Consider the following 25,691-nt stretch of genomic DNA (forward strand, 5'->3'; position numbering starts at 1 on the left):
AAAAGCATTTAATTTCAATTAGAAGATATTATCCCCACGAATTTTCTACTGAGCCTTGTTTATCCATTGAGCCTTTTATAACGTACTCTTGTTTGTTTCATTTTTCTTACGTTGTCAAGCATGATGGGTTGTCGGTAATCTTTGCCCTTGAACGACAGAAGGACGTTCTTCAGGTAGACTTCGCCTATATTCCGAAAATACATGCCCCAGCACGGGAATACCGGCCATTGGTCGGTGGGGCGGTTCTCGAACCATTCCGGCAGTTTAGGGTCGTCTATACCTTCAAATACCAAGTTTACATTTTTGATTATAACGCGTCGTGTATGGCCTTTGCCCCAGCTTTTTACCGACAGGGCCATGCGGGTGACGTCGCGTGCCGTGATATGGTCTATCTCGATAGTTCCGGCCGTATTATCGTCGCTCAACGTAACGGATAGGGGCGTGAGCACACGGGTGGCCCGGATGTGGTGGATATGGATATTGTCGAGAAGCCCCGGAGCGGAGCCCCAACCACCCGGTTCCAAGCTGATGGCCGCGTCTGAAGCTGTCTTGCCCGACGTGCGGTGCTTGTTTTGTCCGGGGCCGTAGATGTCGCAATAGGCCACTTCCATGTTGGTGGACGGCATAATCATCCTTATGCCGTTGCATGACGAATTGAGGATATTATGGTGTATCTTGATGTTATTCCAATAGCCGCCCGCAATGGCGTCGTCGCCCGTGTGCATCTCGCAGTGACTGATTTCGACCCGCCGGCAGCCCCGAATGTGAATGCCGTCCCAGCCTTCATTGATTCTCAGCCGGTTGAACTTGCTGTTTCTGATATCATAGGCCAGGATGGCATAGTTGGCCGAGCGGTTGACCTGAAAGTTCTTAAAGCATAGTTTCTCGCCGTTTACGACAAGGATGGTATGGGGGCCTCGCATGTGTTCCTCGCCCCGTTTATTCACTACATGCTGTCCGTCGATCATTCCCGGACCTTCTATGCCGGCGTTTCTGATGTCGATACATTGTATCATGGCTTTCGACCACTCGGGATCGGAAGCGCTGTTGAAGTTGACCGATCCCCGCCCGCTTTCGTATTTCGACAGGTCGCGTGTGGTCTGTAGTGATGCGTAGGCGTCGAGATTGGCAGCTCCCCGCAGTACGGCGCCTTGCTCCAGCCGGAGTGTGACATTACTTTGCAGGCGGATGGTGCCTGTCTGGAAAACGCCTCGTGGAACGCTGACGACGCCTCCTCCACGACGTGCGCAGGCTGTGATGGCCTCGTTGATGGCCGTAGCGTTATCGGTTTTGTCGTCGCTGACGGCGCCAAAACTAAGAATACTAATAATAACGGATAGGAAAAAAGTCATGATAGCTAAAAAATTAGCGAACGAGTCACTTACATGATCTGCTGCACTTCCTGTAAATCTTTGACTTGTTTCAGGTTCTCCATGATGATTTTGACTTCATCACGGTCGTGGACTCTGATTTCAATGGCACCGTCGAAGATTCCATCGCCACCACTGATCGTGACTTTATGGATGTTGAGGTCCATCTTGTCGGATATGATTTTAGCCACGTCAGACAGCAATCCCTTGCGGTCGATGCCTCTGATTTCGATGGTCGCATTGAAGAACAGTTGCTTGTGCATGTCCCATTTGGCGTCGAGAATACGGTTGCCGAAACTTGATTTCAGTTTACTGGCAATGGGGCAGACACGCTTGTGGATCTCTATGCGGTTTTTGTTGTCGATATATCCTAAGATATCATCGCCCGGAATGGGGTGGCAGCAGTCGGGGAAGATAAACGAGTTGATATTGTCTTCGGTGATGATGACAGGCTTCTTTTTATTGAAATTCTTGTCAACAACATAATATTCAATTTTTTGCAGTTCGGCTTCTTTTTCCTTCTTTTTATCTTTTCCTAAGAAAGGAACATATTTGCGCCAGCCTATTGTTGTCAGCGAAGAGTTGCCATTCTTGCCCTGCAGTTCGTCGAGATCTTTCTCGCCCAGAATTATTGACTTTTTCCCCAAGGCGAAGAAGAAACTCTCGTGCTTTTGTAGCTCGTGCAGTTCGCATAGCTTGTCAAGCACGACTGTTGTCATCTCAATGTCGTTCTTGGCTAACCAATCGTTGAGAACCTGTTCACCTTGCTTTTGCACCTCGCGGTTGTCTCTGCGCAGAATCGCTTGTATCTTCGCCTTGGCTTTGGCAGTGTAAACAAAGTTGATCCACGACTCCTGCACATGTTGTGACTTACTGGTAAGAATCTCAACCTGATCTCCGCTTTGTAACTTATGGCTAAGGGGCACCAGTTTGTGATTTACCTTGGCACCGATACAGTGACTGCCGATGAACGTATGGATCTGGAAAGCAAAGTCGAGAGCCGTACAGCCAGCCGGCAAAGTCTTGATTTCGCCTTTAGGCGTGAAGACAAAGATTTCGGAAGCGAAGAGGTTGAGTTTGATGGCGTCGAGAAAATCCATGGCGTCGGGCTGTGGATCGTCGAGAATCTCTTTGATAGTGCCGAGACAGTCGTTTAATTCATTCTCGTCCTCAGTATATTCTCCACCTTCTTTATATTTCCAATGGGCCGCAAAGCCTTGTTCAGCCACTTCGTCCATACGGTCGGAACGAATCTGTACCTCTATCCATTGGCCTTGTTTGCTCATCAAGGTAACATGCAATGCCTGGTAGCCATTGGCCTTGGGGTGATTCAACCAATCGCGCAGGCGATCGGGATGGCTTTTGTAGATCTTGCTGATGGCCACGTAAATATTGAAGCATTCATTGATTTCATCTTCACGCACCTTGGGCGTAAAAATGATTCTGACAGCAAGAATATCGTAGATTTCATCAAAGGTGACGTGTTTATTCTGCATCTTATTCCAAATAGAATAAGGACTTTTAACACGGGCTTTGATTTCGTATTGAATGCCCATTCTATCCAAAGAGTCGCGAATGGGTTGAGTAAAATCGTCGAAAAGTTTGTCGCGTTCCTCTTTTGTAAACGACAACTTATTTTTGATACTGGTGTATTCCTCGGGATGTTCGTAGCTGAAACTCAGATCTTCAAGCTCTGTTTTTATTTTATTTAGCCCCAGGCGATTAGCCAGAGGCGCGTAGATGTAGAGCGTTTCGCCGGCTATCTTGTACTGTTTGTTAGCCGGTTGTGAGGCCAGTGTGCGCATGTTGTGCAGGCGGTCGCATATCTTGATGAGAATAACCCGGATATCATCGCTCATCGTGAGGAGCAGTTTCTTGAAGTTTTCAGCTTGTGCCGAAGCGCGCTCACCGAAGATACCACCACTGATCTTGGTCAGTCCGTCAACAATTTTGGCAATCTTCTGACCGAAGATATTCTCTATATCTTCGACGGTGTAGTCGGTATCTTCAACAACGTCATGGAGTAAAGCCGAACAAATGCTTGTCGATCCGAGCCCCATCTCTTCGCACGCAATTTGCGCCACCGCAATGGGGTGCATGATATAAGGCTCCCCCGAGAGGCGTCTTACGCCCTTGTGAGCCTGGCGCGCGAAGTTGAAAGCCTTGGTGATGATATCGACTTTCTTTCTATGTCGCGAAGCCAGATAGGTGTCGAGTAAATGTTCAAAGGCATCGTTGATGAGTTTGTCCTCGGACTGCTCTTTGGTATTATTAATGTCAGAATGATCCATAAGGTTACTCACTTTTATTTCACTTTAATTTTCTTGCCGGCTCTGATATTGCTGCCAGATATGCCGTTGAGTCGTTTCAACTTGCTGACAGTCGTGTGGTTGCGCTTTGCAATCTCTGAAAGTGTATCACCTTCACGAATGGTAATGCTTTTGCCTGCAGAACTCTTTTTACGCGACTTCCGCTTTTCGCGACGGCTTTCTCTTCGGCTGCGTTTGCTTTTGGAAGCTGTATAAGTAGTGTGTGAATAGTTTATTTCCTGTCTGTCATTGACTTCTACCTCTTCTCTTTTCGTGAGAATGTCATCTACGTTGTAAGCATAAATGTCATTCTGCTGATCAATGAAACTTGATACCATCATAGCCGGGAGACGAAGTGCCGATGGTTGATTATTGCCATTGACAATATTGCGGCGATATTGTGGGTTCAGTTCTTTCAGCTGGTCAATACTGATACCGAGAACGGAGGCAATCTGCTCGAAATGAACGTCGCGGTCGACAAGTATCGTGTCAGTCTTGCCCGGCAGATCCGTTACCATAGGACAGATGTTGTGGTCGCAGTAGTAATTCATGATGTAGTTGGCTGCGATAAAAGCTGGAACGTAACCTCTTGTTTCTTTCGGCAAATAGGGATAAATCTGCCAATAATCTACTTTCTTGGAACGATGGATAGCCTTGTTGATTTTATCAGGACCACAGTTATATGCTGCTATTACTAAATTCCAGTCGCCGAAAATCTTGTAGAGATCACTCAAGTAGTGGGCAGCCGCATAGGAGGCCTTGACGGGGTCGCGGCGCTCATCTACAAGTGAGTTTACCGTAAGTCCGTAACGCTTACCTGTGGTGAGCATGAATTGCCACAATCCCGTTGCGCCAACATGTGATACGGCCGTAGGATTCAATGCCGATTCAATTACGGGCAGGTATCTAAGCTCGAGTGGGAGGCCATAAGCTTCGAGAGCCTCCTCAAAGATGGGCATATAGAAGTTTTGTGCGCCCAGCATGTAGCTGACAGAGCGGCGCAACTTTCCGCTGTAGCGTTCAATAAATTTCTGAACGACATCGTTATAAGGCATTTCGATGATGGTCGGAAGTCTTTTCAGACGGTCTATATAAACCTCTTTCTCATACAGAGGGTTAATGTCGGGCATATTGCAGCCCGTGTCGGTTTTTAGATAAGTCTTCGCGTTATACAGATGGAGCAAGCTATCGAGTTCATCGGTCATTGCTTCCGGCAAATCTATATCTTCCTTTTGCCCTTTTTCATTCGTTACAGTAATGACTTCTTGCCCTTTATTATTACTTTGGGCATAGAGCATACTACTGCCATTTAAGATGATTGCGGCTAATATAAAATAAATTTTCTTCATTCTTTTATTGATATTCTTTGTATTATCTTACTTAAAAAGTTAGGCTACAATTAAGTCCAAATGAACTGGATTTGATGGGGTTGGATGAAAACCGGTTGTTAAGAACAGTAGGTTGCACACGCAAGCTGAGGTCATTTGATATGTCAAATTCAGAAAGAGATGCGTCAACATACGCGTCAATAACGGAAAGAGCATAAACGCCAATTAGTACGAAAAAGCTCATGTCGCGCCATCGACGGTAACGGTCTTTCCTTTTTTTGAAGAGAGATTGATATTGTTGTATATTGCTGGCGTCGATTTTTGCCCCTAAATGCAGGAATTGATTGTAGCTTTGTGTATTGGGGTCATCGTCCATAATGTCCATGTATGCTTGAGAATAATCATGGAACATTTGGTTGTTCCAATTCATGGCATACGCACAGCCGACAAAACCTCCGTAAACGATGGGCAGTTTCCAGTATTTTCGATTGTAGATCTGCCCGGCACCGGGAAGTACTAATGCCAGCCAAAGTGCCCTTTTAGGATTAGGACGCCACGAAGACCAGTCTTTTTTCTTTTGTGGGTGTGCCGTGTTATTGCCAATGAGTTTCAGTTTCAAACTGTCTTCTCGGGTCAGCACATTCTCTTTCATGATACGAGAGCTGTCTGCCAGAATAATCCTTTCGGAATTATCTGATGTGTGAGCCTGTGAAAAGACTTTGGCCGGCCACAGGAATATGAGCGCTATAGAGAAAATAAAAGATGAAATTTTCACGTGCTTATTATTCCTTCAGTTTATCGAAAACATTCATGATGCGCTCGAGTTCTTCCTCATTGGCAAACGGAATACTGATCTTACCTTTACCTTTAGGCGAACAAGTCATCTGAACTTTAGCGTTCAGGAATTTGGACAGGCGGCTTTTTAACAGCGTAAATTCTTCGGGAAGGACATTGCGGCTGGCAATCTTTTTCTTACCACTTTCAATATTCTCGCCGCTTTTGAGCTGCTGAACCATTTCCTCGACCTTGCGCACCGACCAGTTGTCCTTCTGGATTTCCTTGAACAGTTTGATTTGTAGCGATGGACTGTCGATGGCCAACAGCGCACGGGCGTGCCCCATGTCAATCTCTTTTTTTTGTAGTGCCATCTGCACTTGAGCCGGTAATTTAAGTAGACGCAGGTAGTTTGTGATGGCCGTGCGGCTCTTTCCTACACGCTCCGACACTTTCTCCTGTGTCATACCACTGGTTTCGAGCAGGTGCTCATAAGCCAAGGCAATTTCGATGGCGTTAAGGTCCTCGCGCTGGATATTCTCTACGAGAGCCATCTCCATGACGCTTTCGTCGCTGATGGTGCGGATGTAGGCGGGGATGGCTTTGAGGCCGGCTATCTGCGAAGCGCGCCACCGGCGTTCGCCGGCTATTATCTGAAAGCGATTATTTGCAACCTGCCGCAGCGTAATAGGCTGGATAATACCAATCTCACGAATGCTGGTTGCCAATTCCTGCAAGGCCTCTTCGTCAAATTCTCGACGTGGCTGATTAGGATTGGCCTCAATCTCTTCGATGGCAATCTCGTTGATGGTGCTGCTGCCTTGCGTGCGTATGGTTTCGGTAGAGATTAGCGCGTCAAGTCCTCTGCCCAGCGCATTACTTTTCTGTGAACTATTGTATTTTTTGTGTACGGCCATTATGATTCCTGAAACGGTATAAGTGAGAAATTATGCGTTCTTGTTAATGATTTCCTTAGCCAAGGCCAAATGATTTTTCGCTCCGGTAGAGTCTGCGTCATACAATATAACGGGCAAGCCATGGCTCGGACTCTCGCTGAGTTTGACATTGCGCTGTATGACAGTTTTGAAAACCAGTTCTTGAAAATGACGTTTTACCTCATCGTAGATTTGGTTGGCCAGACGGAGACGGCTGTCGTACATTGTAAGCAGAAAACCTTCTATTTCCAATTTCGGATTTAGTTTACTCTTGATGATCTTGATGGTATTCAGCAATTTGCTAATACCTTCCAACGCGAAGTATTCACATTGTACAGGGATAATGACTGAATTGGCCGCTGTCAGCGAGTTGACAGTTATCAACCCGAGCGACGGACTACAGTCTATTAAGATATAATCATATTCCGAACGAATGGGATCCAATAACGTCTTGATGACTTTCTCCCGATTCTTCAGGTTCAGCATTTCTATTTCAGCACCCACCAAATCAATGTGGCTTGGTATGATATCCAGGCCGTCTATATCTGTGGTATAAATAGCATCGCGCACATCGGCATGATTGATGATGCACTCGTATAGCGAACAGTCCACTTCCTTAATGTCTACTCCCAATCCGCTGGAAGCATTGGCTTGAGGATCTGCGTCAACAACAAGTACGGTCTTTTCCAATGTGGCCAGTGAGGCTGCCAGATTAATGGTTGTCGTTGTTTTTCCTACGCCGCCTTTTTGGTTGGCAAGAGCTATTATTTTTCCCATTACAGTAGGCTTTTGTATTTCTGTTAGATTGCAAAGTTACATATTTTACGCGATAAACGGTGACTTTATACCTTTTTTTAGTACTTTTGTAACGAATTCAACAGAAAAATAATGAATATTAATAGGCCATTAATACTTATTTCAAATGACGATGGATACCATGCCAACGGTATCAAATTTCTTGTCTCTTTCTTAAAAGAAAAAGCCGATTTGCTGGTGTGTGCGCCCGAATCGGCACGTTCCGGTTTTTCTTGCGCTTTTTCGGTCACGACACCTTTGCGTTTGAAGCGTCGCCACAACATGGGTGATGTCGAAGTGTGGTCGTGCAATGGTACTCCCGTAGACTGCGTAAAACTGGCGTTGAACCAACTTTGCGTTGATCGGAAGCCTGATTTAATTCTTGGCGGTATCAATCATGGGGATAACTCTACCGTCAACAACCATTATTCGGGTACGATGGGGGTAGCCATGGAGGGCTGCATGAAGTATATTCCTTCCGTTGCTTTTTCCAGTTGCGACTATGATACCGAGGCTGATTACTCCTATCTTCGTGATGATGTCTGCAAGATTGTAGACAGAGTTTTGACCGAAGGGTTGCCTAAAGGAATCTGTCTGAACGTGAATTTCCCGGCGCGACCACCATTCAAGGGTGTCAAGATTTGTCGAATGACGTTTGGGCGTTGGGTGAATGAAGTCGTAAAAGCGAGCCATCCGCGCGGTTATGACTATTTTTGGATGGTAGGCCATTTCCATAATGACGAGCCAGAAGCAGCCGACTCCGACCAGTGGGCGCTCAATCATGGCTACATAGCCATCACGCCTACGAAGATGGATGTCACGGCCTATGAGTTTATGGAGCAATTAAAAGGTTGGAAGCTATAGCCTATGCGTTACTATCTGATTGTGGGCGAGGCCAGTGGCGACCTTCACGCCTCGCGTTTGATGCGGGCTTTGCAGTCGAAAGATCCGGCCGCGGAGTTTCGTTTCTTCGGTGGCGACCTGATGTCGGCTGTGGGAGGCACACGTGTGAAGCATTATCGTGAACTGGCTTACATGGGGTTTATCCCCGTATTGCTCCATCTGCCCGCTATCCTGCGCAATATGTCGTCATGCAAGAAAGATATCGTTGCTTGGCGACCGGATGTCGTTATATTGGTAGATTATCCGGGATTCAATCTTGATATTGCCAAATATGTCCATACCCACACAGCTATTCCGGTTTATTATTACATCTCTCCAAAGATATGGGCTTGGAAGGAATGGCGTATCAAGAGTATCAAGCGGGATGTTGACGAAATGTTTTCCATTCTGCCTTTTGAGGTTCCTTTCTATGAGCAGAAACATCGGTATCCTATCCATTATGTAGGTAATCCTACGGTAGAAGAGGTTCTGCATTTCGAGAAAGGTTATCATGAAAGTACTGTTGATTTCTGTCTGCGCAATGGTTTGTCGGTTGACAAACCCATCATCGCTTTGCTGGCCGGTAGCCGAAAGCAGGAAATCAAGGACAATCTGCCTGCCATGGTCGAGGCTTGCCGTCCTTTCATCGACCGCTATCAGTTAGTTTTGGCTGGTGCGCCGTCTATTTCCGACAATTATTATTTTCAGGTTATGGGTCGTTGTACGACCGATGTCCCTTTGCGTCGAGTGACAAATGAAACTTACGCGTTGCTTTCTCATGTCACGGCCGCCCTGGTAACGAGTGGTACGGCTACGTTGGAAACAGCCTTGTTCAATATCCCGCAGGTCGTTTGCTACGAAACGCCCGTGCCCCGTCTCATCCGTTTCGCTTTCAATCATGTCATTCGGTGCAAGTATATTTCTTTGGTCAATCTGATTGCCGACCGTGAAATCGTACAGGAACTCTTTGCCGACCGTTTCTCCGTAGCCCATATACGTCGTGAACTGGCTGCCATTCTTCCTGGTGGAGCTGCCCGTGAATCCATGTTGGCTGCCTATCAAGACGTCCGTCAACGCCTTGGAAGCGATATCGCTCCGGATAATGCGGCAGCATTAATCATTCGTTTGCTGAATAAAAGGTAAAGGAAATTGTTGTAGGAAGCTGGCAAAATCTCTATTTACACCAAACTGATTGTATAAAGATAGATGACGGCGGCGGGCATGGCCATGAGACTGGAGTCGAAACGGTCGAGCATGCCGCCGTGGCCGGGCAGGATGTTGCCGCTGTCTTTCACGCCGATGGTGCGCTTGAAAAGGCTCTCCACCAAGTCGCCCCACGTGCCGAAGACGACGACGATGAGCCCCAGGCCCATCCACTGTGGGATGGTAAGCGAGGCCGCGTGCTCCATGGGATAATGGAAGTTGAAGTAGCCCACGGCGGCGGCTGCCGCGAGTACAAGCAGACCACCGCCAATGCTGCCCTCCCAGCTTTTGCCCGGACTCACCCGGAGGAAGAGCTTGTGACGGCCCAAGAGCGAACCACTGCAATAGGCGCCCGTGTCGTTGATCCATAAGAAGGCAAATACGCTCATGGGCAATAGCCAATCATAGGAAGGCGTCATCGTTCCGTCGCCATGAAAGCCCAGCAGATTGATCATCGACAGGGGCAGCGCGATGTACATTTGGCTGAACATGGTGTAGGCCCAGTTGTGCAGCGGGTTCTTCTTTTTCAGATATAATTCGCTGATGAAGAGGTAGACGATCGTGATCAGGTAGGGAATGAACACCGCCGACGGTGTCAGTCCACTGCAAAAACCGGCCATAGCCAGGAAGAAATACACGCCGGCCGCCGTTGTGATGAAGCGGTTGATGTCAACATCCTCCGTAGCGTTAACCAGTCCTCCAAACTCCCAGATGGTCATGCCCGTGATGAAAGCGAACAGGCCCACCATGACGTCGCCTCGATAACAAATGCCAACGATCATGATGGCTACAAAAGCGATACCGGTGATGGCACGAATTATCAAGTTCTTCATAAGCGTTTCTTTTTTTGAAAGGTACTATTATCTGTTGTCTTCTGGCGCAGCAGCCTGCTGCCGTGCCACTTCGGCCTCATGCTCGGCCTGTGCCAGTCTCACTTCTTCAGGCATGTCTTCAAGCTTGGGCGCGTTCTTGGCGTTCTCCTCGATGATTTCCTCGGCTCGGCTCACCCAGGGGCGCTTGCCGAATATGGCCTCCACATCCTCGGCATAGATGACCTCGCGGCTCAAGAGCAGTTCGGCCAACCGGTTATGACCTTCCTTGTGCTCTTGTAGCAATGCCTTGGCACGGTCGTATTCCTCGTTAATCATCTTCAATACCTCGTCGTCCATAATCTTGGCCGTGGTTTCGGAATAGGGACGGGTGAACTGGTATTCCTGGTTGTTATAATAGCAAATGTTGGGTAGCTTGTCGCTCATGCCCGCATAAGCCACCATGCCGTAGGCACTCTTCGTGGCCCGCTCCAGATCGTTCATGGCACCGGTGGAGATATGCCCCGTAAAGAGTTCTTCGGCTGCCCGTCCGCCCAGCAGGGCACACATCTCGTCGAGCATCTGCTCCTTAGTCGTAATCTGTCGCTCTTCGGGCAGATACCATGCGGCACCCAGGGCTTGGCCGCGGGGCACAATGCTCACCTTGACCAGCGGATTGGCATGTTCGCAGAACCAGCTGACCGTGGCGTGCCCGGCCTCATGTAGCGCGATAGATCGTTTTTCGCCTGCCGTCATCACTTTGGTTTTCTTCTCCAATCCGCCTACGATGCGGTCTACGGCGTCGAGGAAGTCCTGCTTGTCCACCACTTTCTTATTGCCACGGGCCGCAATGAGGGCTGCCTCGTTGCAGACATTGGCGATATCGGCCCCTGAGAAGCCCGGCGTCTGGCGAGCCAGGAAGTCGATGTTGAGACTTTTGTCGGTCTTCAATGGGCGCAGATGCACGTTGAAAATGGCCTTGCGCTCAGCCAGGTCGGGCAGATCTACATTGATCTGACGGTCGAAGCGGCCCGCACGGAGCAAGGCCTTGTCGAGCATATCGGCACGGTTGGTGGCAGCCAGCACGATAACGCCGCTGTTGGTACCGAAGCCATCCATCTCCGTGAGTAAGGCGTTGAGTGTGTTCTCGCGCTCGTCGTTGCCCCCCATGGCCGGATTCTTGCTACGGGCACGGCCCACGGCGTCGATCTCGTCGATGAAGATGATGCAGGGCGCTTTCTCCTTGGCCAGGCGGAACGCGTCGCGCACGCGGCTGGCACCCACGCCTACGAACATTTCAACAAAATCGGAACCGCTCATCGAGAAGAACGGTACGCCGGCCTCTCCGGCCACGGCTTTGGCTAAGAGCGTCTTACCCGTTCCCGGAGGACCAACGAGCAACGCTCCCTTGGGAATCTTTCCTCCCAGTTCGGTATATTTCTTGGGATTCTTCAGGAATTCCACAATCTCCTGTACTTCCTGCTTGGCGCCTTCCTGACCGGCCACGTCCTTAAAGGTGACGCCCACCTCGTTGGCCTTTTCGTACAGCCTGGCCTTGCTCTTGCCCACGCTGAAAATGCCACCGCCGCCACCACTGCCGCCGCCACCGCTCATGCGGCGCATCATCCATACCCAGAAGACGACGAGCAATGCCAGAGGTAAAATACTTGAGAGGAACATGTTGAGCAGCGGATTCGATTTGGCGTTCTCATAGCTGAACTCCGTTATCTTTCCGGCTTTCTGCTCGGCAGACAGGTAGGTATCTACATTCTCTACCGAACCGAAGTCGACGCTTACGTAAGGATTGGGTCCCACTTGCTTGGCGTTCATGTGGAACACGTCCTGAATATTCTGCGGCTTGACATACATCTTCAGATTCTTTTCATCGGAATTGACCACGACGTTCTTGGCGTAGCCTTTCTGTACATATTCCTTAAACTTGGTGTATGTCGCTTCCTGGCTTGCGCCGTTGTTACTGAGCAGGCTGTTGCCTGTGTTGGTGAAGAGCAACATGGCGGTTGCGATAATAACGAGGATGTAGAGCCAATTCATGTTGAATTTCGGCATTTTAGGCTCGTTATTATTTCCAGGATTGAAGGGGTTGTTCTTATTGTCCATAATCAGTTAATACTTGGTTATATATCGGTAGTCATCGACAAATAGCGTGCCAATGTCAGTCCTGATTGGGCACATGGGTCAAATTGGCGTCTTCCCACAGGTTTTCCAAGTCGTAGAAACAGCGTATCTCGGGCTGGAAGATGTGTACGATTACGTCGGTATAGTCGATGGCCACCCATTGGTCGTTGCCCAGTCCGATGACGTTGCAAGGCTTCTCGTGCAGCTGTTCTCTTACCATGTCGCTCACGCTTCCGGCAATGGCTTCCACTTGAGTAGGCGAATTGCCTTGGCAGATAACGAAGCTGTTGGCAATGGCCCCGTCAATCCGGCTGAGATCTACGATGGTGATGTCTTCGCCTTTTTTCTCCTGAATGCTCGATACGATAGCGTCTACTAAATCTTTTGTCTGATTCATCTATAGTTTTGTCGGTTTATATAAAAATATGTTTGTTTGCAAAGATACGTCGAATATGTCGCTTTACAAAACAAATGAAGGTTAATGTGGCATAGGAAGAGTAGGGTAGGTCAGAAAAGCGCTCTTCCTGCCGTAACAGTTTTATGACGCGCGGCTGCGTATCATCGATACTTACAAGTGCCTACCAGCGTTCTCTTGCTTCCAGCTTCACGCGTTTCGCCTTGCCATCCACGCCTTTTATATCCAAAATCTGTACGGGAACGTCATCCACGTTCTCCTCTTCGTCCCACGTGAAGGCCTTGGCAGGCTTTCCGTTTACGGCCACGATCGTATCTCCCAATTCCATGCCGGCTTTTGCCGCGTCTCCATCTCGTACCAAAGAGGATACAATCCAGCCGTCGCAGATGTCGGTGCGGTTTCTGAAACCGTAGTCGTATTCCGCCGACGCAGCCTTGTCTTTCTTGAAGCGTTTGACGTAAACGCATTGGTGGACGATGTCGAGCAAAAGATTGTATTTCGACCAGATAGCGTTGCCCACGATTCCGAGATATTTCCTCTTGCTCAGGGCGCCCACGCCTTGCGGCAGATAGCTGACGACACGCTTTTTTATCGTGTCTTCGCCTATGACGATGAGGTCGGATTGCATGTCGGTATAATATTCCTTCTCCTTGCTTCCGATACCGAAATTGCTGATATCCGTAATCTGTTTTTTCCTTCGGATGGAATCCAGTTTATATTTCCTTGTGGCTTCGCTCGTGAAGTCGATTGTGCCGCCGCTGCCCGTATCCATCAAAAACGGTCCGCGTATCACCGTATTCCCTATCCTGACGGTGGCGTCGAATAATATCTTATGGTTTTTGTAAACGATGGGAATGCGCGTATATTCGGCTATTTTGGCAGGCATCGAATGGTGTCGACGCATGTATCCGTGTTCGAAATTAATCTCGAAGAGTGTCGTATTCACGTCCCTGTTCCCGATAATACCGTCGGCATGGCAGCCTAAGATGTCTCTGAGGGAGAAAATGGGCACTATGGTATAAGCGCTTTCATTGTCGCCAATCGTGACTTTTGTCGAGTCCGTGATAATCCGCACGCGTATCGCGCCGGCCGCTCCTCCGGCCTTCGCCTCGGCAAAACTGCTTGGCTTCCATTTCGACTGGGCAAGGAAAACGCTGTCGACACCAAAAATATCAGCACCGCCCGTATCGAAGATAAGATTGCAACGGATGGAGTCGTTGACGACCGCAGGAAAATAAAGGTGCCCCGCATACTTGAATGGAATGCTGTCGTTCAAGCCCGCATGAGACGAGACCGCGTACAGAACCGACAATATTCCAAGGACGATATTCCTTCTGAGAGCAGGCATGGCTGTGATATTTTTGTAAATGAGGCTAAAGGATTTGCTTGCTAACAATATCGTCGAAGTGCAAGTTGGCCCACTCGATGAGCGAGACGATGGAAGGCATGAGGGATTTCCCCATGTCGGTCAGCGAGTATTCTACACGCGGCGGGACAACAGGATATACCTTGCGATCAATAAGGTTGTTCTGTTCTAAACTCTTCAGCGTAGCCGAAAGCATTTTCTGTGAGCAGTCCGTCATGTGGTGGTGTAACTCATTGAATCGTAGCACGCCCGTCTCGCTGGAGTGGAGTGTATAGAGAACGAGCATTGACCATTTGTCTCCGAAGCGGCTGATGACCTGGCGGATGGGGCAAGCCAAATACGCGGGATCTATATCCTTTTTTACCATTGTTTATAAGTTATGATATGGCAAAAGTAACAAAAAGTAAGTCGGTTTCAGAATATAGTTCGATTAATGTATGTTAAACTCCTTTGGCGGTAAAGGCGATTTTTGCCCATTTCCTACTTTTTCGTAAGTAATAAACGGTTTTGTGCCTTCTTGTGGAAGGCAAACGAATGGATTATCTTTGCATTGTCAAAAAGAAATTGAACATCAACAAATAAAAACGCAATGGAAAAGAAGATATCTCAACCCAAGAACGCGGACAAGGTCATGACCGATGCCGTACGCTCAAACATGGAGAAAGTGGTAGCGCTACTTGAAATCATAGATACCGGTGTTGACGTCGCCTTTGCCACGAGCGAGGGTGACCGTCCTAAAATACGAAGTTTTCAGACTATGCGTCGGCAGGGCTCTACGCTCTATTTTGCCACCTCGCCGCAGAAAGCCGTCTATCGGCAGCTGCAGGAAAATCCGAACGTGGAAATCCTTGCGACGGCAGACCGTGTTTCCGTGCGCTGTTCGGGGGCGGTAGATTTCCATGTGGACGATGAATGCAAGCGATGGATCTACGACCACAACCCCGTATTGTCACGGCTTTATAGCAGCTACGACAAACTGGCTTACTTCTCGCTCTCCATAGACGAAATGGATTATTACGACCTCCGCCCGACACCGCCCGTTTTCCGGCATTTCAATCTGATTGAAGGCACCGAAAAGAGTGGGTTTGTCGGTGAACGCTTCTCAAATAAATAAGGAAATGGAACGAATACGGAATATAGATCAAGTGTTGAACTTGCTGGAAAAAGAGAGTGGAGAGCGTTTTCCGCTTCCCGATACGCTTCCTCTCAAACAGCGGCTCATGCGAGCGTTGATGAACGTGCGACAGCCCGTCAAGCCTTCCGAAGAGCTACTTGCCGCTCAGAATGAAGAGCTGAAAAGGCAACGTGAGGAAAAAGGGGTTGTGGAAATCGGCGGGGCCGGTATACACTTATGGCAAGGTGATATTACTCGTTTGAAAGTGGATGCCATTGTCAATGCGGCCAACAGCCGGTTACTGGGCTGCTTCATTCCTCTACATTCGTGTATCGACAACGCCATTCATTCTGCGGCCGGCATACAACTGAGGTGTGAGTGCGACAGCATCATGAAGGCGCAAGGGCATGAGGAACCCATCGGCCGCGCTAAAATGACACGAGGGTATAATCTGCCCGCACGTTACGTCATACATACGGTTGGACCGATCGTCTCCGACGGCGTTCCTACAAAAGCGCAGCGAGAACAACTCGTCTCGTGCTATCGTTCATGCCTTGAGTTGGCGGAACGCAACCACCTGCAGAGCATAGCCTTCTGTTGCGTCTCCACGGGCGTATTCCGCTTTCCTAAGCGAATGGCTGCCGAGATAGCTATACAGACGGTAAAGGCTTATCGGCGACAATATGTCAAGACTGTTGTTTTCAATGTTTTTACCAATGACGATTATGAAATATACCGACAACTTCTCTGAGCGGATTGAGTTTGTGCGTAGCCGCATAGCCGAGGTTGATTACATCTTGATTGGCGCGGGAGCCGGACTGTCGGCCGCGGCCGGACTGGCATATTCGGGCGCAGAATTTGAACGAGTGTTCCGTCCTTGGATAAACCGTTACGGTATCAGCGACTTGTACACTTCGTCGTTCTATCCTTTCGAAACCGAAGAGGAGCGGTGGGCATATTGGGCCTGGCACATCTGGTTTGCACGATTTCGCCCCGAAGGAACGGAACTCTATCGCAAGCTGTTGCGCCTTGTAGAAGGAAAGCCGCATTTCGTAATCACCACCAATGTTGACGCGCAGTTTGTGAAATCCGGATTCATGTCTGACAAGGTCTTTGCCCCACAGGGCGACTATGCTTATCTGCAAGCCAGGAGCGGCCGCCCTCAGACGCTCGTGTATGATGAGCCGTGGGTGAGAGAGGCGATGGCCGCCACGCACGACTGCGAAATTCCTGCGACGCTCGTGCCGCGTCATCCGCAGACGGGCGAACTGATGAGTCCGAATTTACGTTGCGACGAAACGTTTGTGGAAGACGAGAACTGGCACCGGCAGGCAAGGGCCTACCAAGACTTTGTAGAACGGGCACAGGACAGCAGGCTGCTCTTGCTGGAGTTTGGCGTGGGCTTCAATACGCCTACGATTATACGATTCCCTTTTGAACGTATGGCAGCAAGTTGCCCGCAGACAACGCTCGTTCGCTTTAATCGTGACGAACCACAGCCGATATTGGAACACGTGCGTAATTTCACCGGCTTTACGGAGCGTCTGGACGATGTGATGGATAAACTGCTGTCCGCACGTGATTCTGAATTTGCTTTGCAAAAGGCATGAATAATCTTTACATATACCATCAAAAAAGTGGCATTATTCTGAAAAAGAAAAGAGCCGGGCGCAAATAAGCGATTTTAGAGCAAGTTTATAAAACGCTGGTTATCAGTATATTGCACTTTTTAGGGCATTTCCTCTTCACTTTTTTACCCTTAATAGCTATGTTTTTAGGCTGTAATCGCGGCCCTTTCATCGGCTAAAAGCTATGATTTGACAAGGTAATCGTTATGCTTTGAGCCGATAAAAGGGTAGCTTTGGGTATAAAAGGGTATAAAAAACGGCAAATTGAAGGGGTTTTTCGGCCTACCGGGAGCCGGATGGTGTGTTGCAAAAGTGTTAAAATCAGGTAACTTTTTCTAACAAAATCACAGGTCAGGGATTATCGTCTGTGAGCAATGTTCCGGTTCTGCCGCCTTCCAATACGCGCATCTGCTGGATGGCTACTTGGTTGAGTTTTATCAGTCGTTCGCCCTGCGCCATGCCCTCGTCAATGAGTACGGCGTTGATATTCTCCATGTTCGACAGACAAATCAGCTCGTTGATGGTGGCGTAGTCGCGGATGTTGCCTTTCAACGTCGGGTTTGCCTCGCGCCATTGCCTCGCGGTGACGCCGAACATGGCAACGTTCAGCACGTCAGCCTCCTCAGCATAGATGATACTTGCCTGTGCAGGTGTCACCTCGGTGGGTATCAGATGTTGCTTGATGGCGTCGGTATGAATGTGGTAGTTGATTTTTGCCAATTCGCGCTTCGCCGACCAGCCTATCTGTTTTTGTTCCTCGGCTTTGAGGCGTTGGAACTCTTTAACCAGATAAAGGCGAAACTCGACCGAAATCCAAGAAGCGAACTCGAAAGCAATGTCCGAACAGGCATAGGTACTACCGTAGCGTCCCGGTTGCGAAACGATGCCGATGGCTCGGGTAGCCTCAATCCAGCGAGTGGGTGAGAGGGTGAAAGCGTTTAGTCCGGCTGCCATTCTAAACCCCCTCGAATTTGAGGGGATTAAAATTTGGATTGTAAAGCGTTTCCCAAATGCCAAGAAACTCGATAGTATTACGGTTGCGCATCCAGTTGGCAATCACACCATTGGGGTCTATACTGTTCTTTTGTCTGGCAATGTCGGTGATGCAAAGAAAATCTATACCGTTTTTCCGCATCGTTTTAATGATTGCCGTTTTAACCTTGATTTCATTTTGTTTCGCCATATCTTTCAATAGTTTTGGTTGTTGTGGCAAATATATCATTTTCACCGGCACTTCCAAATCCGCGCCGTGGATTCGCGTTCCCGTATCAGTATGTCAAAACGGCCTCTGTCTCTTTATCGGGTGAGTCTTTAGAACCAGAAGCCGCTTGAGTCTTCTTTGCTTTCGCCTTTCAGATTCCAGTAGAATTCGGCCAAAGCCGTAGTGAAATCCTTGATACCGAAGGCCTCCATGAGCGAACGAATCGCGCGGCGGTCGCTTTCGGGATAGGTGTTCTCGTCTTTGCTTAAATTGTCGAAATCGTCCAGATCGGTCTTCAGTTCCTTTTCGCTCGCATCCATATAAATGTTGATCGGAATGCTGATGGTCGGCAGCCAGCTCTCTTCGGTTGTCTGTCGGCTTGTCGGCGCGTAGAAAGGAGAGGCTTGGCCGTCGGCCTGTTTCGACTGGCGGGCGCGCATCAGTTTGATTTCCATGTTGAATTTCTTGTGTGTGCGTTTGAAGTAGAAGTAGCCTTTGAGACCGATGGGATTCTTTTCACCAATGAAGGAGGCCTTGTCAAACTTGTTGGTCTTGTTCCATGGGTCGGTATCGCAATAGAGATAGTTGAAAAAATCGGTGCCGTTTTTGTCGGTAGTCTCCTCCTTTCCGCCATAGGCGGGCTTGATGTCGCTTACCTGGAAGAAGTGTTGATAGTGTTGATCTTCGCCGTTGTCGACGATCCGGCCGGTGATTTCGTTGTCGTTCTTGTCGAAGTAGTGGATGGCAAAGGCCGAAACGCGATTCCATTCGTCATTTTCACAGCCAACCAGAGATACGCGGTCGTTATTGCCCTCGGCCACCCAACGACCTTTCTCCAGCCGATAGATGAGTTTGTAGTTGCGGCCCATGTACTTATTTTCCTTGGGAACGGGGTTCTGGTGGAAGGCTAACGGACCGTGCAGATGGCCTTCGTAGATGTCGATTTCGACCTTGGCGGGCTGAATCATGTCGGCGGGCGTCTCTTCCGGCGCACCGTCTATCTCGATGGGTAGTTTCACGTTGATATCCCACACGCCCGTGCTGAGCAGCGATTTGGCCGGCAGATAGAACGGAGAAGGCTTGTTGTTTTCGTCAAACTTGCTGCCGGCGGCATGAAGCAGATCGACCGAGAGGGGGAATTTTCGGCCCGGTTTGACGAAGCGGATGAAGCCTTGGAAGCCCATCGGGTTGGTTTCGCCGATAAAACTGCCGTTCAGCTCGTCGGCATAGCGGTAGTCGTAGGGCAATTCAGCCTTGTCGCTGACGCGCACCGACCCCGTGGAGCCACCCACCGTCACCTGCTTGTACGTGGAGAAGAAGTGTTGGTGAATCTTGTCCTGGCCCGCTGCGAAGAACTGGTCGTTCATCAGTTTGCCGGCGTCGTTGTAATATTCCATCTTCAGCAGATACACCACGTTGGGGTGGTCTTTGCTGTTTTTCACCTTGAACTTATCGTTCGTGCTCGTCACGTGCCAGCCTTCATTGGGCGTGGTCTGCCATTCTATCACCTGGGCGGCTGTGCCGTCGGCTTTGAAGTCGGCCATGCGGGGACTGTTGTCGAACTTGTCGCTGCTGCTGAGAGTGCCCTCCTGCAGGGTAAAGACGGCCCTGACGGGGTCCTCGTGTAACTTGTTTTTCTTCTCGTTTTCCGGTTTTTCGGGGCTGCATGAAACCATGCCGGCCGATACCAAGAATCCTGCGGCAAGCAGGAGGATGGAGTTGAATGTTTTCATTCTCATAATTGTCAAATATTAAATGATTATAAATTCGGGTTGGGATTGGCGCGTTAGAAAGTCCATGTGACGATGCAGCGGATGTCGCGGCCCATGTCGTGGGCATAGTATCGGCTGCGGTTGGTATATTCTTTATACTCTTTGTTGAGGAGGTTGTCGCCTGCCAGCGTCAGCCGAAGGGCCTGTTGGTGGGGCAGTCGCCAGTCGATACCGGCTTCGAAGCCCAGCAGATGGTAGGCCGGTGGGGTGAAAGCCACAAGGTCTGTGGCCGGATCGAAACGCGTCTGTTTGGCCACGTAGCGGTGGGTAAGGCCGGCGTGGGGCGTGATGACAGCCTTCGTCTGCGGTTTCCAGGAGAGAGAATGGGTTAGCCGGGTACTGGGAATGTAGGGCAGATAGTTGTGGGTGGTGCGCTCGTTGCCCCAAATAAGAGCCGTCACGACATGGTAGTCGAGCTGCGGCACAGGGCGCAGGTGCAGGTCGAGGTCTACGCCACGGAAGTAGGCCTTGGTCTGCCGGTACTGGAAGACGGGATAGGCGCCCGACACGACGATGATATTGCGGCGTGTGGGCTGGTCGTAGATGTAGTTGTTGATCCACTGGAGATAGGCGTCGAGCCGGACGCTCAGCACGGGATGGCTGTATTGTAGCGAGGCGATCCATTTGTAGCTTTGCTCCGACCGCAACGTAGAATCGCCCTTGACGAACATGCCCGAGCTCAGTTCATTGCCGTTGCTGTAGAGTTCATATACGTGGGGCGCACGCCAAGCTACGCCGAAGTTGGTGGTCATTGTCCAATGACGGCAGGGGCGATAGTGAGCGCCCAGACTGTAGGTCAGGTTGTAGAAGTCGCGTTTGCCACCATAGCGTTGCCCTGTCCAGTCGTAGCCGTCGGCCTCGGTGTGTTGCAGATCGCCTCGCAGGCCACCTTCCATGCCCCAAGTATCGCGTGTCAGCTTTTGAAGAAAGTAGGCACCACCCGCCAACTCCGTGTAATTCGGGATGATGGGTACCACGCCCGTGCCTCGTTCGCTGTGGTTTTCGGTGTTGATGAGCTGTAGTCCGCCCTCGCTTTGCCAGTTGTTGTATGACTTTTTCCACGTGAGCGTGTTCTGAAGCGATTGCAGATGCAGGCTGACGGTGGGAATATCGGAGTGGTTCATACGCCGGATGCGGTTTTCGCGTCGGTCGTCTTTCTGAAAGGTCGTTTGCCAGACGAAGTCGCCCAGTGCCTCGTTGTGCAGCGAAATTTTGGCGAATGCGGTATGGTGGTCAATCTTTTGGTGTGGATATCCGATTTTGCGGCTGAACGGCGTGAAGATCACGGGGCGTCCGAGCTGCACGCGCTCCTGCAGCAGCTGTTCGTTGCCCATCTGGGCACTTTGCATCACGCCCAGCTTCTGGCTGAAATAGCTATACCCGATCTCCGTGCGCCACCGTCCCCGGTCGTACCCCAGATTGACGGCCACGTCGTTTTCGCGTAGTCCGGTGTTGTTCAGCAGATAGTGGGCAGTGCTCCTGTCGCCGCCGTTTTCCCAGTTGGCATGAACGCGCCAGGCCAGATGCCGGTCCCAGGACATGGTGCCTTCGGCGTAACCCGACAGAGAGAAGCGGCGCCCGTTGCTTCCGTAGAGACTTGAGACCTTGCCCCGCACCTGTTGTTGTCCGTAGGGCAGTGGGCTTTGGTTCATCAGGATGATACCGCCAAGGGCCTCGGAGCCGTATTTTACGGATTCGGCGCCCTTTACCACTTCGATGGTGGAGTAGCCGTTCTTGTCTACTTCGGGCGCGTGGTCGGAGCCCCACTGTTGTCCGGTGAGTCTGGCGTCGTTGCTCATCAGCAATATCCGATTGCCATACATGCCGTGGATGACGGGCTTGGCTACGATGGTGCCGGTCTGGATGGAGCTCATGCCGCTGATGTTTTCGAGCAGCGAGGCCAGCGATTTACCCATGGAGCGAGTGATAGCCGTGCTTCCGAGTTGCTGTTGCACGTGGTTGGCGCCAAGGGTGGAATGCCTGCCCGTGACAATGACTTCCTGGATGGTGAGTGAGTCGTGAATACTGTTTTCCCCGCTGAGCCTGTCTTGCGCTTGCGAGTGGGCACCGCAAGTCGTGAGCAGGCATAAAACCGGCAACGACTTGCGTATGCTTAATTTGAAGTTGAGCATTATTTAAAATATAAAAAAGGTGGACATGCCTGTATAATGGCACGCATAAAACCATGAGATACGGTAGCGGAAAGCCGTTGGCCATATTGCCATTTTCTGCGACAGCTAACTTGTCAACTCGTCTATTTGTCAACTCGTCAACTTGTATGACACGGCAAGGGCTGCTGCCGGTATCGAAAACTATAAAAAAGAAGTGGTTTTATGCCTGGCAAGGAGGCGAATGGCTGTTTATCGAGCCGACCGGCCGATAAACGGTTTGCATGGAAACGATATATTTGTGCAAGAGCGTTACCTTGATGACCGGCACAAACTCGATGAATTGGGCCTCGGTAGCCTTGTGCATCGTAAATTCACAGATGCTACACGACGGCTGAACCACGGTGTGATGGCATGCTTCGGTCTGATGGGAAGAATGGCAAGATACGTAGTGGTAGTGGGAGCTCTTAAGCACAAAAGCCGATAAGAACACTAATAGTAGTGTCCAAGCATAAAATGTTCTTATCGTCTTCTTCGCTTTCATTGGATAAAGAAAGGGCCGATTGGCAATCGCCAAAGGCCTTTTAAATAATTATCGGAGATAAAATTACGGCGAAAAGCTGATATGTACAAATTAAGATTCTTGTAGATAAGTTTTTTTAACGGCAGTGTTCGGATTATAAGATTTTTTCAATGAAAGTACGACATGCCTTATCTTGGCAGCCCTTAACAGCATGAAGGCTACCTTCACAGGTAACCTTCACATCTATAATACAAAGACATTTTGAAATCTATGCTACTTAAGCAAGATCGTTATATTTGAGTTTACAAAATCGTTTACACTGACCGCAGATGTCGTAGCCGAGCAACGCGCCCAAGATAAAATCCTCTTCAGGACTTAACTGATGGAGCGGTTGATTGATGAATGTGCGTACGACATCCATACACTCACGGCGACCAAAGAACAAATTGATACGTTTGTTGCCTATGGGTTGCACCAGATAATCTATCTTTTGGCGTTCCAACTTGTCGATGGCCTGTTGCTGGTATCGGTCAGGGAACGTGTAGAGTACCATATTGCGCACTCCCTTTTTGTATTGATAGATTTGTTCTGACAGGACACGCATGTCTGTCGGAACAGCTTCTGCTGTCATCATAGGCACTGAGGATTACAGTTTCGGAGCTATCTCGCCTACCCAGGCAGCGATTCTCTCGTCGGTTTTGTTGTCCTCATTCACTTCATCGAGGGCCAGGCCGACAAACTTTCCATCAACGATGGCTTCAGAATCATCGAATGTATAGCCTTCGGTAGAAACCTCGCCAATGATATTTGCGCCCGCTTCCTTAGCCGCATTGTAAAGTTCTGCCATGCCGCCACAGAATGTGTCGCTGTAGCTTTCGGAGTCTCCGCAGCCGAAGATGGCTACCGTTTTGCCGTTGAGATTGGTTTTCTTGATGACGGCAACACCGTCGTACCAGTCGTCCTGCAGTTCGCCGGCACCCCAAGTAGAGGTTCCTAAAATCAGATTCTGATAGCCGTCGAGTTGCTCGGACGAGATGGAAGCGGCTTCCAAGATGTCAGAAGAGTCAACGCCTAATTTACCGGCGATACGCGATGCGAGTTCTTCACAGGTTCCCGTTGACGAACCGTAGATGATGCAAGTCTTATTCATAATGTTCTTTTTTCTTACGAATGTTTATTAAATGAATATATTTTCTGTCACGATTGCAAAGGTATGACCATTTTCATAAACGAACAATACCTAAAAACGATGAAAAGACAAGATGACTTTTTTCATCATTTTTAGGTATCAGACAGTCTTTGTGGAGCTGTGTTGGTCAGTTTTGTTGCAGCTTAGTGGTTGCACATCTTGCTCATGTCGGCCGTGAAAGCGTCGCCGGCAGGCATGAACTTGCCGTGTGCCTCAAGAAAATCCACGAGTTCGGTGGCCGTCATGCCTTCTGCGTGGCAGGTGCGGAAGCGCTCTTCGGCTCCAAACTGCCTGATGATGGCTTCTACCAGACTCTCTTTGGTTGCGTATGTTTGTCCTTCCATCATGTGAAGGACGTCGTGTCCGTGTGTCATAATTGAATGCTGATATTAAGAAAAGCCGGGATTACCCATTCGTAAGCCCGGCTTTTTCGGATTATAAAATAGTTATGAATAGTGGCTTATTTCAATTTCTTGTAGCCATATTGGGCAGAGCAGCAGAGTTCTTCCTCAATGCGGATGAGCTGGTTGTACTTGGCCATGCGGTCGGTACGGCTCATAGAACCTGTCTTGATCTGTCCGGAGTTGGTAGCCACGGCGATATCGGCAATCGTTGTGTCCTCGGTTTCGCCTGAACGGTGGCTGGTCACGGTGGTGTAACCATGACGGTGAGCCATCTCGATGGCCTCCAATGTCTCGGTGAGAGAGCCAATTTGGTTGACCTTGATGAGAATACTGTTGGCTGCTCCCATCTTGATTCCCTTCTCCAAGAACTTCACGTTGGTAACGAAAAGGTCGTCACCTACCAGCTGGCAGCGATCGCCGATCTTGGCGGTCAGCTTCACCCAGTTGTCCCAGTCATTCTCGTCGAGACCATCCTCAATCGAGTCAATAGGATATTTGGTGATGAGTTCTTCGAGGTAAGCAATCTGCTCGTCGGCCGTCAGCTTCTTGCCGTTAGGATCCTTCGGCATGCCGTTCTTCAATTGACGATAGTCGTAGAACCATTCGCCGTTCTCCTGAACCGCAAACTCAGAGGCCGCGCAGTCCATAGCAATCTTGACGTCCTTGCCAGGCTCGTAACCTGCATCCTTAATAGCCTGAATAATAGAGTCGAGAGCGTCCTCGATACCGTCGAACTTAGGAGCAAAACCACCTTCATCACCTACGGCCGTAGAGAGTCCGCGCTTCTTCAGGTTCTTGGCCAATGCGTGGAACACCTCGGCACCCATGCGGATAGCTTCCTTCTCTGAGGGAGCTCCTACGGGGCGAATCATGAATTCCTGAAAAGCGATGGGGGCGTCGCTGTGGGCACCGCCGTTGATGATGTTCATCATCGGAACGGGCAATACGTATGTGTTGGTGCCGCCGATATAGCGATAGAGAGGAATGTTGAGTGCTTTGGCAGCTGTCTGCGCAACGGCCAAGCTCACACCCAAGATGGCGTTGGCACCGAGCTTGCTTTTGGTCGGCGTACCATCGAGTTCCAACATCTTGTAGTCAATCTTGCGCTGTTCCAGCACGCAGAAGCCTTTCAAGGCGGGGGCAATGACGCTGTTTACATTCTCGACTGCCTTCAGAACACCCTTGCCGAGGAAACGACCCTTATCGCCGTCACGGAGTTCGAGGGCCTCGTTCTCGCCGGTAGAAGCGCCGGATGGAACACTGGCACGACCCATGACGCCGTTTTCGAGTGTTACTTCAACTTCAACTGTGGGATTACCTCTTGAATCAAGAATCTCTCTTGCGTGGATTTTTTCAATCTTCATCTTGTTGTTTTTTATTTATTAATGTGAATATTGATGATGCAAAGTTAGGGAATAGCCAACAAAGTG

General features: G+C 49.6%; 23 protein-coding genes and 1 pseudogene. 5 read left to right on the forward strand and 19 right to left on the reverse strand.

Annotated features, from left to right (window positions below):
* Nucleotides 1–59: 59 nt before the first annotated feature.
* The 6 genes from JHU38_RS07455 to JHU38_RS07480 are packed head-to-tail and all read right to left on the reverse strand — an operon-like array spanning nucleotide 60 to nucleotide 7,493.
* Nucleotides 60–1,352, reverse strand: a complete 1,293-nt coding sequence (locus JHU38_RS07455; protein WP_107582220.1) for a glycoside hydrolase family 28 protein — start codon at nucleotides 1,350–1,352, stop codon at nucleotides 60–62.
* A gap of 29 nt (nucleotides 1,353–1,381) precedes the next feature.
* Entirely contained in the window at nucleotides 1,382–3,661 is a 2,280-nt protein-coding gene (locus tag JHU38_RS07460) for a RelA/SpoT family protein (protein WP_207859335.1), read from the reverse strand.
* 14 nt (nucleotides 3,662–3,675) lie between these two features.
* Nucleotides 3,676–5,028, reverse strand: a complete 1,353-nt coding sequence (locus JHU38_RS07465; RefSeq protein ID WP_107582222.1) for a lytic transglycosylase domain-containing protein — start codon at nucleotides 5,026–5,028, stop codon at nucleotides 3,676–3,678.
* Nucleotides 5,029–5,059: 31 nt separating this feature from the next.
* Nucleotides 5,060–5,740, reverse strand: a complete 681-nt coding sequence (locus JHU38_RS07470) for a DUF5683 domain-containing protein (protein ID WP_232369882.1) — start codon at nucleotides 5,738–5,740, stop codon at nucleotides 5,060–5,062.
* A 49-nt stretch (nucleotides 5,741–5,789) separates the two neighbouring features.
* Nucleotides 5,790–6,698: a ParB/RepB/Spo0J family partition protein gene (locus JHU38_RS07475; protein ID WP_107582224.1), complete on the reverse strand. Its 909-nt coding sequence runs from the start codon at nucleotides 6,696–6,698 to the stop codon at nucleotides 5,790–5,792.
* A 30-nt stretch (nucleotides 6,699–6,728) separates the two neighbouring features.
* Nucleotides 6,729–7,493, reverse strand: a complete 765-nt coding sequence (locus JHU38_RS07480; RefSeq protein WP_107582225.1) for a ParA family protein — start codon at nucleotides 7,491–7,493, stop codon at nucleotides 6,729–6,731.
* Nucleotides 7,494–7,604: 111 nt separating this feature from the next.
* Between JHU38_RS07480 and surE the strand changes: the two genes are divergently transcribed.
* Entirely contained in the window at nucleotides 7,605–8,375 is a 771-nt protein-coding gene (gene surE, locus JHU38_RS07485) for a 5'/3'-nucleotidase SurE (protein ID WP_199222656.1), read from the forward strand.
* Between the two features lie 3 nt (nucleotides 8,376–8,378).
* Nucleotides 8,379–9,536 (forward strand): lipid-A-disaccharide synthase, encoded by a 1,158-nt coding sequence (lpxB, locus tag JHU38_RS07490; protein WP_107582227.1) that lies wholly within the window; start codon nucleotides 8,379–8,381, stop codon nucleotides 9,534–9,536.
* A gap of 35 nt (nucleotides 9,537–9,571) precedes the next feature.
* On the opposite strand, the gene JHU38_RS07495 is transcribed toward lpxB, so the two are convergent.
* The 5 genes from JHU38_RS07495 to JHU38_RS07515 form a co-directional block, all read right to left on the reverse strand.
* Entirely contained in the window at nucleotides 9,572–10,429 is an 858-nt protein-coding gene (locus JHU38_RS07495; RefSeq protein ID WP_107582228.1) for a phosphatidate cytidylyltransferase, read from the reverse strand.
* A 27-nt stretch (nucleotides 10,430–10,456) separates the two neighbouring features.
* The gene (gene ftsH, locus JHU38_RS07500; protein ID WP_107582229.1) at nucleotides 10,457–12,523 is read right to left on the reverse strand and encodes an ATP-dependent zinc metalloprotease FtsH; all 2,067 of its coding nucleotides are present in this window, start codon (nucleotides 12,521–12,523) and stop codon (nucleotides 10,457–10,459) included.
* Nucleotides 12,524–12,578: 55 nt separating this feature from the next.
* A complete protein-coding gene (gene rsfS, locus JHU38_RS07505; RefSeq protein WP_107582230.1) occupies nucleotides 12,579–12,938 on the reverse strand; it encodes a ribosome silencing factor in 360 nt (119 codons plus the stop codon).
* Between the two features lie 181 nt (nucleotides 12,939–13,119).
* Complete coding sequence (locus JHU38_RS07510; RefSeq protein ID WP_146157019.1) at nucleotides 13,120–14,304, reverse strand: PDZ domain-containing protein; 1,185 nt, start codon at nucleotides 14,302–14,304, stop codon at nucleotides 13,120–13,122.
* A gap of 25 nt (nucleotides 14,305–14,329) precedes the next feature.
* Nucleotides 14,330–14,689, reverse strand: coding sequence for a winged helix-turn-helix transcriptional regulator (locus JHU38_RS07515; protein WP_107582232.1), 360 nt, complete (start codon nucleotides 14,687–14,689; stop codon nucleotides 14,330–14,332).
* A 222-nt stretch (nucleotides 14,690–14,911) separates the two neighbouring features.
* Here JHU38_RS07515 and JHU38_RS07520 point away from each other — a divergent pair, with 222 nt between their 5' ends.
* The 3 genes from JHU38_RS07520 to JHU38_RS07530 are packed head-to-tail and all read left to right on the forward strand — an operon-like array spanning nucleotide 14,912 to nucleotide 17,046.
* Nucleotides 14,912–15,436, forward strand: a complete 525-nt coding sequence (locus tag JHU38_RS07520) for a pyridoxamine 5'-phosphate oxidase family protein (protein WP_232369881.1) — start codon at nucleotides 14,912–14,914, stop codon at nucleotides 15,434–15,436.
* A 4-nt stretch (nucleotides 15,437–15,440) separates the two neighbouring features.
* Nucleotides 15,441–16,187, forward strand: a complete 747-nt coding sequence (locus JHU38_RS07525; protein WP_107582233.1) for a protein-ADP-ribose hydrolase — start codon at nucleotides 15,441–15,443, stop codon at nucleotides 16,185–16,187.
* Nucleotides 16,162–17,046, forward strand: coding sequence for an SIR2 family NAD-dependent protein deacylase (locus JHU38_RS07530; RefSeq protein ID WP_107582234.1), 885 nt, complete (start codon nucleotides 16,162–16,164; stop codon nucleotides 17,044–17,046). Before JHU38_RS07525 ends, JHU38_RS07530 begins: the two co-directional genes overlap by 26 nt.
* A gap of 369 nt (nucleotides 17,047–17,415) precedes the next feature.
* On the opposite strand, the pseudogene JHU38_RS07535 reads toward JHU38_RS07530, so the two are convergent.
* The 8 genes and pseudogenes from JHU38_RS07535 to eno form a co-directional block, all read right to left on the reverse strand.
* Nucleotides 17,416–18,199: pseudogene (locus JHU38_RS07535) on the reverse strand (KilA-N domain-containing protein).
* Nucleotides 18,200–18,375: 176 nt separating this feature from the next.
* The gene (locus tag JHU38_RS07540; RefSeq protein ID WP_107582235.1) at nucleotides 18,376–20,004 is read right to left on the reverse strand and encodes a hypothetical protein; all 1,629 of its coding nucleotides are present in this window, start codon (nucleotides 20,002–20,004) and stop codon (nucleotides 18,376–18,378) included.
* Nucleotides 20,005–20,051: 47 nt separating this feature from the next.
* Nucleotides 20,052–22,169, reverse strand: a complete 2,118-nt coding sequence (locus tag JHU38_RS07545) for a TonB-dependent receptor (protein ID WP_107582236.1) — start codon at nucleotides 22,167–22,169, stop codon at nucleotides 20,052–20,054.
* Nucleotides 22,170–22,368: 199 nt separating this feature from the next.
* Nucleotides 22,369–22,689, reverse strand: coding sequence for a hypothetical protein (locus JHU38_RS07550; protein ID WP_107582237.1), 321 nt, complete (start codon nucleotides 22,687–22,689; stop codon nucleotides 22,369–22,371).
* A 256-nt stretch (nucleotides 22,690–22,945) separates the two neighbouring features.
* Nucleotides 22,946–23,302 carry a DUF2023 family protein gene (locus JHU38_RS07555; RefSeq protein ID WP_107582238.1) on the reverse strand — a complete coding sequence of 119 codons (357 nt, stop codon included), beginning with the start codon at nucleotides 23,300–23,302 and terminating at the stop codon, nucleotides 22,946–22,948.
* A 12-nt stretch (nucleotides 23,303–23,314) separates the two neighbouring features.
* Nucleotides 23,315–23,818 (reverse strand): flavodoxin FldA, encoded by a 504-nt coding sequence (gene fldA, locus JHU38_RS07560; RefSeq protein ID WP_107582239.1) that lies wholly within the window; start codon nucleotides 23,816–23,818, stop codon nucleotides 23,315–23,317.
* A 182-nt stretch (nucleotides 23,819–24,000) separates the two neighbouring features.
* A complete protein-coding gene (locus JHU38_RS07565) occupies nucleotides 24,001–24,231 on the reverse strand; it encodes a YecH family metal-binding protein (protein WP_107582240.1) in 231 nt (76 codons plus the stop codon).
* 86 nt (nucleotides 24,232–24,317) lie between these two features.
* On the reverse strand, nucleotides 24,318–25,625 hold the full coding sequence (eno, locus tag JHU38_RS07570; RefSeq protein WP_107582241.1) for a phosphopyruvate hydratase: 1,308 nt from the start codon (nucleotides 25,623–25,625) through the stop codon (nucleotides 24,318–24,320).
* Nucleotides 25,626–25,691: the final 66 nt, after the last annotated feature.

The organism is Prevotella illustrans (assembly GCF_017426725.1).
In the GTDB taxonomy this organism is placed as follows: Bacteria; Bacteroidota; Bacteroidia; order Bacteroidales; family Bacteroidaceae; genus Prevotella; species Prevotella illustrans.